This is a genomic window from Psychrobacter sp. APC 3279 (assembly GCF_030407795.1).
Taxonomy (GTDB): domain Bacteria; phylum Pseudomonadota; class Gammaproteobacteria; order Pseudomonadales; family Moraxellaceae; genus Psychrobacter.
Genome location: NZ_JASDCR010000028.1, coordinates 14,559 through 29,295, shown reverse-complemented (window position 1 = coordinate 29,295; position 14,737 = coordinate 14,559). Strand labels below are relative to the sequence as shown.

The following is a 14,737-nucleotide window of genomic DNA, read 5'->3' as shown; positions in this document are numbered from 1 at the left end:
GCTTGCTGCTGTTCTCGCGGTAGAACCGGCAACAAATAACTCGATTAGTCTGCTTTGTTTATACCAACTTAGTTTACTCTTTCTCATAGTGCTATCCTAAATAATTTTACTTATCTAGGACAGCCCCATAATGAGTTAATTAAACCACATAACACTGCATTTAAGTTTAAAAATTAGAATTTAGCCACAAAAAAACCAGCATCGTTGCTGGTTTTTTCGAATAGTGATTAATAATTAATCAACCTATAGAAGCAACAATATTAGTTGCCTTCTTTTACGAATAGATAGCCTTTACTACGTACGGTCTTAATACGCTTTGGATTTTCTGGATCATCACCGATTTTTGGACGAATACGTGAGATACGTACGTCAATTGAACGATCTTGACCATCATACTCAATACCGCGTAGACGCTCAAAGATATCTTCGCGAGATAGAATACGACCTGCATTAGAAGCAAGCAACCATAGTAAATCATATTCAGCACTGGTGAAATCAACCAATTCATCACCTAGATTAACTGAGCGACCACCGTTATCAATGACTAACTCACCAAACTCTAGACGTTGTGGCACATCTTCTGATGGTGCATTTTCTGAGCGGCGCAGTAACGCACGAATACGTGCAAGCAATACACGTGGCTGGGCAGGCTTGGCAACATAATCGTCAGCACCCATCTCAAGACCCAATACCTGATCCATGTCTTCAGTACGTGCAGTCAACATCAAAATAGGATTTTGATAATGTGGGCGCACTTCACGGCATACGGTCAAACCATCACTACCAGGTAGCATAACATCAAGTACAACCATATCTGGTTGCTCATTGACGATACGGCGAATAGCACGATTACCATCAGTTTCAATTGCCACTTCTAAACCATTTTTGACCAAGTAATCTTGAGTCAACATGGCCAGACGCTCATCATCTTCAACAATCAAGATTCGGGGGGTGTTGTCTTCTTCATTCGTTGTCATTGTTATATCCTCTAATACATCTAATTTAAAAGCAGTAAAAGTAAGAGCGGTAAAATTAATAGCACCATATAGTGGCACAATTGATGTTCGTATAGCTGTTACAAACTTGGTAGCACAGTATACTATTAAATTATCAGCTTCCTATACTATAGCTTGTAGTCGGTAACAAAACCTATAAACTACCCCTATCAAAACTTTAGTTTGCGTCCAGAAATTACGTCAATTACTTCGTTAGTACATCGCAATTTGTATTATCTATCGTTTGCTAATTATCCAAACCATCGAGCCAATATTATCGCGTACAGTTACTGCTCGTTGCTTATAATACGTTATGTCTAATATAACCATATATTAACGTTGTCGCCAGTGTCTTTTTAAGAAAATTCCAATAGGCGATGATTCATTGATAATAAAAGATTTTTCCTGAGAATAGATTGAGCTACCACAAACACTATCCAAGTAATAACCGTGTGTATTTACCCCAGAACAGTTAATTTCATAATGAATAGACATAAAAAAACAGCCCATATAATGGACTGTCTTTTTATTATTACTTTTAGGGATAACTCTAAATGATTAGCTAGAGCTATCAGTAATAAATTACGCGCGGTTTTTGTACTTACGAATAGTCTGTAATTGTCCTACTGACTCTGCAAGTGAGGCCAAAGCCGCATTGGTTTGTAGCGTATCAGACTGGTTAACTAGCATTTGCTCAGCCTTTTTACGTGCTTCGACGATTTTGCTTTCGTCAAGATTGTGTGCACGCATAGCTGTATCAGCCAATACCGTAACCATCTTAGGCTGTACTTCTAGTACACCACCTGAGACGTAGATTACTTCTTCTTCACCGTTTGGTGTTTGCACTCGCATTGCACCTGGCTTTAGCAAAGTAATAAGCGGTGTGTGACCTGGCAATACACCAATCTCGCCTTCGGTACCAGTAGCTATTAACATGCTAATTTCGCCTGAATACAACTCTTCACGAGCACTTACGACGCGACATTGTAACGTTGCCATACTTAATTCCTTACCATCAAAGCGCGATCAAAAAACAGTAAAACTGCGATGCGTTACTGAAGAGTAGATATAAGGTTTATATTGTATCTACTCGTTAGCTTATGCTTATACAACTTACGCTGACTTAGACTTCATTTTTTCAGCTTTAGCGACTACTTCATCGATGCTACCAGCCATGTAGAACGCTTGCTCTGGTAGGTCATCGTATTCACCAGCGATGATTGCTTTAAAGCTAGCAATGGTATCGCGTAGTGGTACGTATTTACCAGGTGCACCAGTGAAGACTTCAGCTACGTGGAATGGCTGAGACAAGAAGCGCTGAATCTTACGAGCACGATAAACAACCAGTTTGTCTTCTTCTGATAACTCATCCATACCCAAGATAGCGATGATGTCTTTAAGCTCTTTATAACGCTGTAGAACTTCCTGAACACCACGAGCCACATTGTAATGATCTTCGCCGATTACTTGTGGATCTAGCTGACGTGATGTTGAATCCAATGGATCAACCGCAGGATAGATACCTTGTGATGCGATATCACGGCTTAGTACAACTGTTGCATCCAAGTGAGCAAACGTTGTAGCAGGTGATGGATCGGTCAAATCATCCGCAGGTACGTATACCGCCTGAACTGAAGTAATAGAGCCTGACTGAGTTGACGTAATACGTTCTTGTAGTAAGCCCATCTCTTCAGCTAGTGTTGGCTGATAACCAACCGCTGATGGCATACGACCAAGTAGTGCTGATACTTCTGTACCCGCTAGTGTATAACGGTAGATATTATCAACAAACAATAGTACGTCACGACCTTTGCCAGTAACAGGATCTTTAGTATCACGGAAGTACTCAGCCATGGTCAAACCAGACAGTGCAACACGTAAACGGTTACCCGGTGGCTCATTCATCTGGCCATATACCATTGCTACTTTAGACTTACTGAAGTCTTCAGTGTTTACAACGCCAGCTTCCTGCATTTCGTGATAGAAATCGTTACCTTCACGAGTACGCTCACCAACACCAGCAAATACTGACAAACCTTCATGTTTTAGAGCGATGTTGTTGATCAGCTCCATCATGTTAACGGTTTTACCAACACCAGCACCACCAAACAGACCAACTTTACCACCTTTAGCGAACGGGCAAAGTAGATCGATAACTTTGATACCAGTCTCTAGTAGCTCAGTGCTGTTTGACTGATCCGCGTAGCTTGGCGCTTCACGGTGGATAGACCATTTTTCGTCAGCAACAACAGGACCTTCTTCATCGATAGGACGACCAAGAACATCCATGATGCGACCTAGCGTACCAGTACCTACAGGCACAGAGATAGGTGCGCCAGTATTAGTAACAGGTAGGTTACGCTTTAAACCTTCGGTTGAACCCATTGCAATAGTACGTACGATACCATCACCTAGCTGTTGCTGTACTTCTAGGGTAGTTTCGGTACCGTCTACTTGCAAGGCATCAAAAATTTGAGGAACTTCATTACGGTTGAACTCAACGTCAAGAACCGCGCCAATAATCTGTACAATACGACCGCTACTCATTGCGTTCTCCTTGAACTTCTATATATAGGTGTAGTCAATTATGAAACAGCAGCAGCACCGCCAACGATTTCCGAGATTTCTCGGGTAATCGCCGCTTGACGCAGCTTGTTATAAACCAACTGTAAATCGTTAATAAGGTCACCAGCATTATCTGTTGCCGCTTTCATCGCAACCATACGTGAAGACTGCTCAGAGGCAATGTTTTCCATTACCGCTTGATAAACAATCGACTCAATATAGCGACCAAGCAATTCATCAATTAAGGTCTTGATGTCAGGCTCGTAGATATAATCCCAGCTAAGTTCTGTCTGTAGACCACTGTCTTCATCATCAAATGACTGCTCTGGTAGAGGAACCAACTGATTAACTGTTGGTTTCTGAGTCATTGCATTGACGAATCGGTTATAGACCACATAGATACGGTCAATGTTGCCGTTACTATAGTCTTCAAGCATCGCTTGAACCGGTGCATTCAATTGTTCAAACGTTGGTTTATCGCCATAATCGGTCACAGCCGACGTAACTTTACCACCAAAGTTTTTGAAGAAACTCACACCTTTGGCACCGATGACTGCAAACTCAGCCTGTACAGACTGATCTTGATAATCTTGGATACTTTTAGTTAGGGCTTTGAATAAGTTAATATTCAAACCACCCGCTAGGCCACGGTCAGAGGTAATGACAATATAGCCAACCTTATTGACTGGACGCGATACCATATACGGATGTTTGTAGTCTGATGAGGCATGCACCAAATGTGAAATAACCCGGCGCATACTATCAGCATACGGGCGACCCACGTCCATGCGCTCTTGCGCACGGCGCATTTTACTTGCCGCTACCATTTGCATAGCACGAGTAATTTTCTGGGTGCTTTTAATACTGGTGACTTTGGCACGTATCTCTTTTAAGCTTGCCATAATGATTCCAATATAAGAGGGTTAAAAAGCATTGGCGCATGCGACAATCGTTTGATATACAACATCAGTCTTACAGAATAACATTTTATATCTTGTGGCATTACGCGATCTAATACCGATAATGGTTAAAACAGTGGCGCAAATATCTGATCAGACAACGCGCCACTTTATCAGCTCTAAGCTACAGTTATAACCAATTCGGCTTAACCCGTTAAATTAATAACTGTGATTTTGTTTAAAGGTCTCTAGAGATGACTTTAAACGACCTGCGATATCATCGTTGTAGTTCGCAGTGTCATCAATCTCACGCATCAATTCACTTTGCTCATCATGCATATAACGTAGGTATGCTTCTTCGAAAGAACCAATCTTTTCGACAGGTACGTCAGCTAAGAAGCCTTCGTTTGAAGCATAGATAACGGCTGCTTGCTCAGAGATTGACATCGGCTGATACTGCTTCTGCTTCATCAATTCAGTCACACGCTCACCATGATCAAGCTGTTCGCGAGTTGCGTCATCAAGATCTGATGCGAACTGAGCGAATGCTGCTAGTTCACGATACTGAGCTAGAGCGGTACGAATACCACCAGATAGCTTTTTGATGATCTTAGTCTGAGCGGCACCACCAACACGAGATACCGAGATACCAGCGTTTACTGCTGGACGGATACCTGAGGCGAATAAACTAGACTCTAGGAAGATCTGACCATCAGTGATCGAAATCACGTTGGTTGGTACGAATGCAGATACATCACCAGCTTGTGTTTCAATGATTGGTAGTGCGGTTAAAGAACCAGTTTTACCTTTCACTTCACCGTTAGTGAACTTTTCTACATAATCAGCATTTACACGTGATGCACGCTCAAGTAGGCGTGAGTGTAAATAGAATACGTCACCAGGATAAGCTTCACGACCTGGCGGACGACGTAATAGTAGTGAAATCTGACGATAAGCAACGGCTTGCTTTGATAAGTCATCAAATACAATCAGTGCATCTTCGCCGCGGTCACGGAAGTATTCGCCCATCGTACAACCTGAGTACGGTGCGATATACTGAAGTGCTGCAGGCTCTGATGCTGAAGCAACCACAACAGTGGTATATTCTAGTGCACCAGTTTGCTCAAGCTTACGTACGACGTTAGCGATAGTCGAACGTTTCTGTCCGATAGCCACGTATACACATTTAATGCCTGAAGCTTTCTGTGCGATGATCGCATCGATAGCCATCGCTGTTTTACCAGTCTGACGGTCACCAATGATAAGCTCACGCTGACCACGACCGATTGGAATCATGGTATCAACGGCTTTATAACCAGTCATTACTGGTTGATCTACTGATTGACGGTCGATAACGCCTGGAGCGATCTTTTCGACTTTATCAGTCATCTTGGCATCGATAGGACCTTTGCCATCAATAGGATTACCCAAAGCATCAACAACACGGCCTAACAGCTCAGGACCTACTGGTACTTCAAGAATACGACCAGTACAATAGGCTTTTTGACCTTCTTGCAGCTTTAGGTAATCACCAAGTACTACCGCGCCAACAGAATCACGCTCTAAGTTTAGAGCCATTCCGTAGATTTCGCCTTCAAACTCAATCATTTCGCCGTACATGGCATCTTCAAGACCATGAATCTGCACGATACCGTCAGATACTTTGACAATCGTGCCTTCATTCTTTGCAGTTGCACCCGCATCAAGGTCTTGAATACGCTGCTTAATCAGGTTACTGATTTCCGCTGGATTCAATTGTTGCATTGCCTTGTTTCCTTTAATTTATGATAACCCGCCCACTGACTCAAATGCTCTTGCTATGACGCAGATAATATATGACTGCATCAATAAATGGCATTAGGCAGTTAGCTGTGTTTTTAACTGTTGTAACTTGCCGCGCATCGAATCATCAATGACTTTATCACCGACTTTGATTGTAGCGCCTGCCAATAAACTTGGATCAACTGATTCGTGAATCACTACACTAGCATTTAGCGAGGCAGCAAGACGCGTTTGTAGCATTTGACGCTGGTCATCAGTCAATGGGTAGGCAGAAGTCACATATGCGTCAAGCTGCTTTAAGCTTATTGCCTTGTGACGGCGATAATGCTCATAAACTTCAGGAAGCAGCGCTAGACGCTCTTGTTGCGCCAACTGCTTAACAAAATTATTGAGCTGGGGTGATACTTTAGGGTAGCTAATACTGTTACCGTAACGAGAACCTTTGCTCTCGCCTAGTAGCTGTTTAAAAGCAGAGTCGCTATCACCGGCCACTTGTGAGTCATAAAGATCGACCAAAGCAGCTGACTTATGCTCAGCAGAAACAGCTGGATTGTCTAGCCAAGTACTGAACGACTTGTCATTGACAACAGTGCTAGCGACAAGTAAGAAATCTTCCCACTCGTGTACAGCGCCGTTTTCATTGGCATAGTCAAACGCGGCTTTAGCGTACGGTCGTGCTAAGGTTGATAAGTCAGCCATTATATCCTCACAATTACAGCTTCGCCGCCAGTTGGTCTAACATACTGGCATGTTTTTGCACATCGACTTTGTCTTGCAAAATCTTCTCTGCACCAAGTACAGCCAGTTCAGCAACTTGGGCACGTAATGATTCACGCGCTTGATTGATTTCTTGATCGATAGATGCTTGCGCTTGTTGACGAATGCGCTCGCCTTCCGCTTGGGCTTGCGATTTTGCATCTTCGACGAGCTGATTGGCACTCTTGTTCGCTTGCTCGATTAGAGCGGCAGCCTTGGTCTTTGCAAGATCAAGTTCCTGCTGGACATTTTGCTCCGCGGTCGCCAAATCTGCTTTTGCTTTTTCTGCGGCATTCAGACCTTCAGCAATTTTACGCTGACGCTCATTGATGGCACCGATAAGTGGTGGCCACACGAATTTCATGCAAAAAATCACAAATATTGCAAAAGCAATGGCTTGACCGACGAGGGTAAAATTGATATTCACGTGATCACCTCTTTGTTAATGAAAAATCAGTTTCATTGATCATGTTTGGTAGTCAAATCTTGACTATATTTGATAGAAAGTCTCCGAATACCAAACATTTACAACTGAGCTTTCGGATTAACCTGCTAGAGGGTTAGCGAACAACAATAGCATAGCAATACCAACACCGATCATCGGAATAGCATCAAGAAGACCTGCTACGATGAACATACGAGTTTGCAATTGTGAGCCAAGCTCTGGTTGACGCGCAACGCCTTCTAAGAATTTTCCACCTAGAATAGCAAAACCAATACCTGTGCCAAGTGCGCCAAGACCGATAAGTAGTGCTACTGCGATAACTGTGTAACCACCTAATACTGGATCCATTGATGTATCCTCATTTACCTATTGAATGTCTAATTAATGTTCAGTTGATGATGCAAGCGACATGTAAACTATCGTCAGCATCATGAATACGAACGCTTGAAGTGTAATAACTAAGATGTGGAAGATAGCCCACGGTACCGATAACGCCCATTGAATCCAAAACGGCATTAGAGCAATCAGTATGAAAATCAATTCCCCAGCATACATGTTGCCGAATAGACGCAAACCAAGTGATACAGGTTTGGCTATTAGAGTAACTGCTTCTAGGATGAAGTTGATGGGAATCAAAATCGCTTGTACGATTGGGTTTTTGGCGCCAAACGGATGTAGTGTTAACTCACCGATAAAGCCGCCCAAACCTTTTTCTTTAATGCTATAAAAGATAATCAGTGCAAAGACAGAGAACGACATGCCAAGCGTGATGTTAGGATCAGTCGTTGGAACAATCTTAAAGAAAACATGATGTGGATCATGGCCCATAGCGGCACCGATTTGCCCAGCAATACCTGGAATGAAATCAACAGGTATCAAATCCATCAAGTTCATCAAAAAGATCCAGACAAAAATAGTCAACGCCAATGGCGCAATCAGTTTTGATGTACCACTGTATGAATCACGAACGTTGTTATCAACAAACTCAACGATCATCTCAACTGCTGCCTGAGTTTTTCCTGGCACGCCTGAAGTGACTTTTTTGGCAACCATCCAAAAGACGGCGCAAAATAAGATACCTAGACCAATCGACCATAGCATAGAATCAAGATGGATAGCGTTAAAGCCCATTGCCCCTGCTTCTTCAGCAGTATGAGCAACTTTCCAACCTTCGCCCGGCAGATAGCCATACGTCCAATTCGTTAAGTGGTGAGAGATATATTCTGATGATGTTTGCTCGGATGCCATAATGTAAGCTTCTTATTAATCAACGATTTAATCAACTACCAAAAATATGGTTGTCATCTGATGAGGTGTAGTATTTGTATCTGTCTTGCTATTAATCAGACAAATAAACCGTACTAAATCACTCATGTAACCAACAACATCCAACCCATAGTTCTATTACTAATATGCAGTATTTGATAGCGTGAGATAAATTTTAGCTATCAAAAAAGGGCTTATGATAACTCAGTAATAGCCCTTGCATTTTTATACGCAAAATTATTATATATGTGCTTGCCCACTGACCGTTTTTTACGATCGGCGCTTAATGTAGCGCTTATAAGCAAAGTATTTAGCCGCCTATATTAATGCAGCGTTGTATTCGTGTAAAGTCAATTGTGATTTTTTTATCCACTGTATGAATAAGTTAGCCACCAGTTTTACTTGCTAATATAGCTACTAACCATAATCAGATATCAGTAATCTAATTATCAGCAATACAGATAGTTGAATAACCCCTACCCTCTCACTACATACTACGTCTAACATGGAGACTCATAGTGCGGTCTTTATACTCACTGGTGCTATCCTGAGACAGCGTTGCGCTTCGACTTTTCGAACTAGTCATAGAGAAGCTGGACGGCAGGGTGACTTGCCAGTACTATTAATAAACCATCTGTTTAGCGATCATTTATTAGCGCTAGCGTATATGCCACAACATCCAACTGTGACTAATTTGCATTACCATAAAACCGATAAACAGCGCTGGCGCAGATAGGGGTTGTACGGTAATAAAAATTAGTGCAAAACCAAACACGGTCAATAACCATTTTGACATTTGACCCCGATATAGCTGGCTAACGATGTGTTGGCGCGCGCGATATCCGGTGTACCAAAAAATAAAAAACGCAAATACTGCTTGAGTGATAAAACTTAGTAGCGCACCAATTGCAGCGCTTTTTGCTATCGTAAGCTCACTATGTAGCCAAATAGTATCTACTAACCAAGCAATGATAATAAGGATAAATAGTATCCATGCTTGTCGTTTAATATAGATGCCAATCTTGTCTTTTTGCGTGCGTTTGGCAGGCTTGGTCATCGGTATTCCTATAGCCCTTACAGCATTGGGACAATATATCATACTTATGATAATTTTATCCGTGAATGACTTACTCTACAGGTATTACCTTTCGGCCAAAATAAAACGCTACTTATTATAGGTAGAGCGTAACTATTAAGCAAGTAAAATATGACTTTTATCAGTCACCTAACTCACAGACTTATGGCAATGGCGTGTTCTCATCTATTAAACTCAAATCACGCCATTACTTGAACACCTCTATATGACCCGTGGTGTAGCAGTATATTTCACGTTTATGGTGTTATACATTGATTGATTTGCTGGGCCATGGTTTGCCAACCACTGATAAAATCTGTGCTACTGCTCATGTCTTCAGCCTGTATGCTTGTTTTTACTGGCTGCAACTTGGCAAGCAGACCTTTAGAGACAGCGCCTTGGTTGACCATACACATCTGATTCACAGGGCGATTCTCATTTAACCAACGCAGCTGACTGGCTTTTGGAGAAATATGATGATCAGGGCTCAAGCTACCGGCTAACTTTATATGTGCTGCTTTTTCAATATACTGATAAGCATCATGATAAACCCAGTAAGGACGGACGGTTTGCGACCCTTGCTGGATGTCAGCAACGGCTTTATCCATACGTTCAGAAAACTTTTTGACATTGGCCTGATAAGTACTTGTATACTCCGGATTGGCGTGACTGTGTATCACTGCCAATGCACGGGTAATGGCTTTAGCATTCTCAGGATCTAGCCAAATATGCGGATCCATTGTGCCCTCAATCACCTCGCCTTTTACATCACGCAGCGGATAACGGTTAAACGCATCAAAGTCAAACATCGCAATGGCATTAGGGGCATCTTGCAAACTGCCCGTTAAACTATTTTCTAATGCAGGTCCAAACCAGACGACGAACTTACTTTCTTTGATGGCTTTCATATCACTTGGACTGACACTACCATGATGCCCAACATCGCCTGGCTGTAAGATTCTATTCGCCGATGGTGCACCATCAGTGACCGCTTCACTGAGTAAAAACATCGGATAGTTACTCACACTCACGGTTGCTGCTTGAGCACTAAGTGTCAAAAAGCTGAGCGCCATGCCTGAGATTAGCAAACGTTTTAACAGTAAGCGCTTTAACATAGTAACTGGGCTTAGTAGAGGATTAAAAACTGAGTTCATAGTAAGTGTCTTTGATATATGAATGATGGGGTTTAGGCATCATGTTTGGTAAAGCGTCATCATGATCAAAAGTTACCGTACAGTAGATAACTGCAATAGATACCTTGAGACAGATTATCTGCTTATGGTTTTATTATGTTATACTATAACAATAAAAAATGAATAAAAAAGCCATTTTATTTTTAGGAGTCCGTACCATGTCTACCCATTCGTCGATTTGTGAACATTTACATGATGCGCAAGACTTTACGCCGCAAGAAATTACAGAGCGCCTCAACGCTGCAAAGGAACAATGTCGCTTAAATGGCTCACGTTTTACTGCGCTGCGTCAGCAAATATATCAGCTGATATTAGAAGCCAATAAGCCTATCGGTGCCTATGACTTGATCGCTCAATTACAGAGCATGCGCCTATCAGATACAGACAGTCATGACGAGACACAAAAGCAATCGGGCAAAAAGCAAACCACAAAGAACGTCGCCCCGCCAACGGTTTATCGCAGTTTAGAGTTTTTATTAAGCGAAGGTTTGATTCATCAATTGACCTCTATTAACGCTTATGTTCCTTGCTGTCATCCAAGAGCACAGCATACAGCGGCGTTTCTGATCTGTGGACAGTGCCAGCGGGTGCAAGAATGTAGTAGCTTGCCAGTACAAGAAATAATGGGCTTTGCTGAGCAGGACGTGGGATTTGTCGTTGAACGCAGCGTGATCGAACTCAGTGGACGGTGCCAAGCCTGTCAATAGCTTGTAAATTAAGTAGCCTATAAATTCAGTAGCTTATAAATACTGACTGCTCTTCTTTTAATGCTTTTTTATTCGTTCTTAATACCCATATTTTAGTTATCTCTAACTTTTACTTATTTATTCGTTGTCATATTATGAGCCTGTCTACTCTACCTTCTAAACAGTCATTCGCACCTAATGCATATAGCAATGCTGCAAACGATGCAAGCCAGCTGCTGAGCCTACGTGATATCGGCTACTATATTGGGCCGCAACGTATTCTTTCGAATATCGATATCGACATTGCGACCAACGAAACCGTGAGTCTCGTTGGGCCTAATGGAGCTGGAAAATCGACACTGGTCAAACTTATTTTGGGTTTGATTGACCCTACCAAAGGCAGCATCACAGCACATCAACCATTACAGCTTGGCTATGTGCCGCAGCGATTTACAGTCCCGCCAATATTGCCATTGCGCGTCAGTGATCTTTTGGATCAAGCAGATAAAAAGCGACTAACCACTGAGCAGCGCCAGTTTATCTTTGATAATTTAGCACTGACGCATTTGTTATCACGGCAAATGTTGCATTTGTCCGGCGGAGAAGCCCAACGAGTTTTGCTTGCCCGAGCATTGTTGGACAAACCCAACTTATTGATTTTGGATGAGCCTATGCAAGGGCTTGACCCTGATACAGAAGTTTGGCTATATCAGTTTATCGATAAATTGCCAGATTTTTTACGTTGTGCCATGTTAGTGATATCCCATGATTTGCATTGGGTTATGAGAGGCAGCCGCCGCGTCATTTGTTTGAATAAGCATATTTGCTGTGAGGGACAACCAAGTGAGCTTGCCATAAGTACCGAGTTCAAAAAATTGTTTGGTCACTATTATGAGCAGCCCTACGTGCATCAACCACATGCATGCCAGCATCATACACCAAACGAGCTCGAACTATAATCCTTAGCACCACATATATTACAGCTGTATATCTCTTGGTGTTTTGACACCTAGCAATGCAGCATTAAGCCTTTATAAAATTTCACGGATATTTATTATGACCTCTTGGTTAGCTATTATCGCTCCTGCTTGGATCGCTGGCAGTATTTTAGCGCTACTATCAGCACCTTTAGGTTGTTTGGTATTGTGGCGACGTATGGCCTTTTTTGCGGATGCTTTAGCACATGGCACTTTGTTGGGCGTGGCTCTAGCAGCTTGGTGGCAGATGCCGATGGGAATTGGCGTTACGTTAGTCAGTATCGCCGTAGTGTTGGGGCTAGTTTTGATTGATGATGAGCGTTTGCCTGCTGATGCAGTGTTGGCCGTTGTTGCGGTGTCATTGCTGTGTTTGGGTCTATTGACCTTAACCCAGCTGACAGACCAACAAGCCAATGTACTGGGGTTTTTGTTCGGTAATTTACTGGAGCTTGGTTGGGGTGAGTTACCCCTACTCGCAGGGTGCGTACTCGTAGGCTTAGGCCTGCTCAATTATATTTGGCCCGCTCAAATCAAACTAGCCACCCATGAGGCATTGGCACGTATCCAAGGCATTAACCCCACCCGTCAACGACTGTTCTTCATGGGTATTTTGGCAGGTTTTTGTGCCGTTGCCTTACAAGCTGTCGGTAGCTTATTGATCAGTGGGCTATTGGTATTACCTGCTCTTACCGCGCGCTTATGGGTCACCTCACCAAAACAAATGGTGATTGTGTCCATGATCACGGCGCAATGCGGTGTGACACTAGGTGTGTGGGGCAGTATCTGGTTGGACATACAAACTGGTCTGTCTATCGTCTTGATATTGGCGGCTTTATTTTTTGTAGCCTTGATTTTTTCAAAGCTAATAAAGATAAAACTTTAGTTAGCGTCGCTGTAAATACGTTATAATAAATAAAACATGACTGTTTTTCGCTATCTTTTTGTTCAACTTTATTTTATTAATATAATGAATACTTTAGCTCGATAATACTATAAAGTGGATCTAACTTCGATATTACTAGTTGATAGTATAAATATTGTTGATTAGAGTCAAAGTAAGCTCAAGGCAAACGCTGTGCTCTTTTATAGTAGATTCATGATAATTATAAATACCCAGTGAAAAATAGTAGCTCATTTATCCATACTCGCGCTAACAATACTTATTGTTGTGATTCGATAAGGGACTGAACCAATGCCAAACTATCCTGCCAATAAGTTAAGCACCTCTGACCAAACGATAAATATTTTACAGATTACTGATTTGCATTTATCGACGCCTGTCTTTGTTGATGAAAGTGACATCTATAGTGATGACATGGCTTGTCAGCGTAGTTTTGAAGCAGTACTCCAACAAGCGCTTAGTGAAGATATTCGCTGTGATCTGATTATTGTAACCGGTGACTTGGTCAATCGAGTAAAGTCCTCAATTTATGATCATATCTTTACTGTATTACAAGCGACTCAGATTCCTTTTGCTTGTATTGCTGGTAATCATGATGTGACGGACGAGAATGGTAAAGACTTGCCGTTTTTTCAACGAGAGCTTGTCGCTCAGCCTGCTGACTCACGTTTGTTAAGTCGTCATGTCATTGAGACTGAATACTGGCAGCTGTTGTTATTAGACTCCTCCATTTCTGGTAAGGTCGCAGGCGAGATTACGCCTACTGATATTAATTGGTTATGTGAGAGACTCAGTACCTGTAATAAGCCTGCATTAATCGCCCTACACCATCATATTGTTCCAGTTGACTCTGACTGGATTGACACCCATATGGCAGAAAACACTGAGAGCTTTTGGCAGCATATGGCACCATTTGAACAGCTACAAGTGGTGATCAGTGGCCATACTCACCAAGAGCAAGTTCGACTGCGCCAAGGCGTCACGGTATATAGCACGCCATCCACCTGCTATCAGTTCAAACCTTATGAAGATGATTTTTCTTATGATGAGCATGCATTACCAGGATATCGCTGGTTGCAATTAGCCAACAATGGAACAGTTGCAAGCTGGGTTGAAAGACTGGATACTTGATGCCCAGAATTATTGGTACTAGTAAAAGCTATAGCCCTTTATACTTATAGCTTTCGTCAATATTTT

Annotated in this window: 15 protein-coding genes and 1 pseudogene; 4 read left to right on the top strand and 12 right to left on the bottom strand. The window is 42.3% G+C overall.

All coding sequences use genetic code 11. The features are described 5' to 3' along the window. From QL898_RS13230 to QL898_RS13175, 12 genes and pseudogenes are all read right to left on the bottom strand, one after another. Positions 1–87: pseudogene (locus tag QL898_RS13230) on the bottom strand (IS1595 family transposase); the annotation flags it as partial. Positions 88–260: 173 nt separating this feature from the next. Then, positions 261–977, bottom strand: a complete 717-nt coding sequence (locus tag QL898_RS13225) for a response regulator (RefSeq protein WP_057761994.1) — start codon at positions 975–977, stop codon at positions 261–263. Between the two features lie 600 nt (positions 978–1,577). Further along, positions 1,578–1,994 (bottom strand): F0F1 ATP synthase subunit epsilon, encoded by a 417-nt coding sequence (locus QL898_RS13220; protein WP_057761996.1) that lies wholly within the window; start codon positions 1,992–1,994, stop codon positions 1,578–1,580. Between the two features lie 114 nt (positions 1,995–2,108). Continuing rightward, complete coding sequence (gene atpD / locus QL898_RS13215; RefSeq protein WP_057761998.1) at positions 2,109–3,542, bottom strand: F0F1 ATP synthase subunit beta; 1,434 nt, start codon at positions 3,540–3,542, stop codon at positions 2,109–2,111. 38 nt (positions 3,543–3,580) lie between these two features. Next, positions 3,581–4,462, bottom strand: coding sequence for a F0F1 ATP synthase subunit gamma (gene atpG / locus QL898_RS13210; protein ID WP_160022091.1), 882 nt, complete (start codon positions 4,460–4,462; stop codon positions 3,581–3,583). A 216-nt stretch (positions 4,463–4,678) separates the two neighbouring features. Beyond that, entirely contained in the window at positions 4,679–6,223 is a 1,545-nt protein-coding gene (atpA, locus tag QL898_RS13205) for a F0F1 ATP synthase subunit alpha (protein WP_057762002.1), read from the bottom strand. Positions 6,224–6,316: 93 nt separating this feature from the next. Continuing rightward, positions 6,317–6,940 (bottom strand): F0F1 ATP synthase subunit delta, encoded by a 624-nt coding sequence (locus QL898_RS13200; RefSeq protein ID WP_075106456.1) that lies wholly within the window; start codon positions 6,938–6,940, stop codon positions 6,317–6,319. Positions 6,941–6,953: 13 nt separating this feature from the next. Further along, entirely contained in the window at positions 6,954–7,424 is a 471-nt protein-coding gene (locus tag QL898_RS13195) for a F0F1 ATP synthase subunit B (protein ID WP_101205956.1), read from the bottom strand. Between the two features lie 117 nt (positions 7,425–7,541). After that, the gene (gene atpE / locus QL898_RS13190) at positions 7,542–7,790 is read right to left on the bottom strand and encodes a F0F1 ATP synthase subunit C (RefSeq protein ID WP_010197960.1); all 249 of its coding nucleotides are present in this window, start codon (positions 7,788–7,790) and stop codon (positions 7,542–7,544) included. A 33-nt stretch (positions 7,791–7,823) separates the two neighbouring features. After that, a complete protein-coding gene (gene atpB, locus QL898_RS13185) occupies positions 7,824–8,690 on the bottom strand; it encodes a F0F1 ATP synthase subunit A (RefSeq protein WP_101205957.1) in 867 nt (288 codons plus the stop codon). 676 nt (positions 8,691–9,366) lie between these two features. Further along, entirely contained in the window at positions 9,367–9,765 is a 399-nt protein-coding gene (locus tag QL898_RS13180) for an ATP synthase subunit I (protein ID WP_057762011.1), read from the bottom strand. Positions 9,766–10,040: 275 nt separating this feature from the next. Next, on the bottom strand, positions 10,041–10,937 hold the full coding sequence (locus tag QL898_RS13175) for a zinc ABC transporter substrate-binding protein (protein ID WP_201548396.1): 897 nt from the start codon (positions 10,935–10,937) through the stop codon (positions 10,041–10,043). Positions 10,938–11,134: 197 nt separating this feature from the next. Between QL898_RS13175 and QL898_RS13170 the strand changes: the two genes are divergently transcribed. The 4 genes from QL898_RS13170 (at position 11,135) to QL898_RS13155 (ending at position 14,671) form a co-directional block, all read left to right on the top strand. Further along, positions 11,135–11,683 carry a Fur family transcriptional regulator gene (locus QL898_RS13170; RefSeq protein ID WP_290177122.1) on the top strand — a complete coding sequence of 183 codons (549 nt, stop codon included), beginning with the start codon at positions 11,135–11,137 and terminating at the stop codon, positions 11,681–11,683. Between the two features lie 134 nt (positions 11,684–11,817). Next, a complete protein-coding gene (locus tag QL898_RS13165; protein ID WP_290177121.1) occupies positions 11,818–12,621 on the top strand; it encodes a metal ABC transporter ATP-binding protein in 804 nt (267 codons plus the stop codon). Between the two features lie 97 nt (positions 12,622–12,718). After that, positions 12,719–13,522, top strand: a complete 804-nt coding sequence (locus QL898_RS13160; RefSeq protein ID WP_290177120.1) for a metal ABC transporter permease — start codon at positions 12,719–12,721, stop codon at positions 13,520–13,522. A 309-nt stretch (positions 13,523–13,831) separates the two neighbouring features. Next, positions 13,832–14,671, top strand: a complete 840-nt coding sequence (locus QL898_RS13155; protein ID WP_290177119.1) for a metallophosphoesterase — start codon at positions 13,832–13,834, stop codon at positions 14,669–14,671. Positions 14,672–14,737: the final 66 nt, after the last annotated feature.

Coding starts and splice junctions, on each gene's coding strand:
- QL898_RS13225 (WP_057761994.1), bottom strand. CDS start 977: ATGACAACGAATGAAGAAGACAACACCCCCCGAATCTTGATTGTTGAA.
- QL898_RS13220 (WP_057761996.1), bottom strand. CDS start 1,994: ATGGCAACGTTACAATGTCGCGTCGTAAGTGCTCGTGAAGAGTTGTAT.
- atpD (WP_057761998.1), bottom strand. CDS start 3,542: ATGAGTAGCGGTCGTATTGTACAGATTATTGGCGCGGTTCTTGACGTT.
- atpG (WP_160022091.1), bottom strand. CDS start 4,462: ATGGCAAGCTTAAAAGAGATACGTGCCAAAGTCACCAGTATTAAAAGC.
- atpA (WP_057762002.1), bottom strand. CDS start 6,223: ATGCAACAATTGAATCCAGCGGAAATCAGTAACCTGATTAAGCAGCGT.
- QL898_RS13200 (WP_075106456.1), bottom strand. CDS start 6,940: ATGGCTGACTTATCAACCTTAGCACGACCGTACGCTAAAGCCGCGTTT.
- atpE (WP_010197960.1), bottom strand. CDS start 7,790: ATGGATCCAGTATTAGGTGGTTACACAGTTATCGCAGTAGCACTACTT.
- atpB (WP_101205957.1), bottom strand. CDS start 8,690: ATGGCATCCGAGCAAACATCATCAGAATATATCTCTCACCACTTAACG.
- QL898_RS13180 (WP_057762011.1), bottom strand. CDS start 9,765: ATGACCAAGCCTGCCAAACGCACGCAAAAAGACAAGATTGGCATCTAT.
- QL898_RS13175 (WP_201548396.1), bottom strand. CDS start 10,937: ATGAACTCAGTTTTTAATCCTCTACTAAGCCCAGTTACTATGTTAAAG.
- QL898_RS13170 (WP_290177122.1), top strand. CDS start 11,135: ATGTCTACCCATTCGTCGATTTGTGAACATTTACATGATGCGCAAGAC.
- QL898_RS13165 (WP_290177121.1), top strand. CDS start 11,818: ATGAGCCTGTCTACTCTACCTTCTAAACAGTCATTCGCACCTAATGCA.
- QL898_RS13160 (WP_290177120.1), top strand. CDS start 12,719: ATGACCTCTTGGTTAGCTATTATCGCTCCTGCTTGGATCGCTGGCAGT.
- QL898_RS13155 (WP_290177119.1), top strand. CDS start 13,832: ATGCCAAACTATCCTGCCAATAAGTTAAGCACCTCTGACCAAACGATA.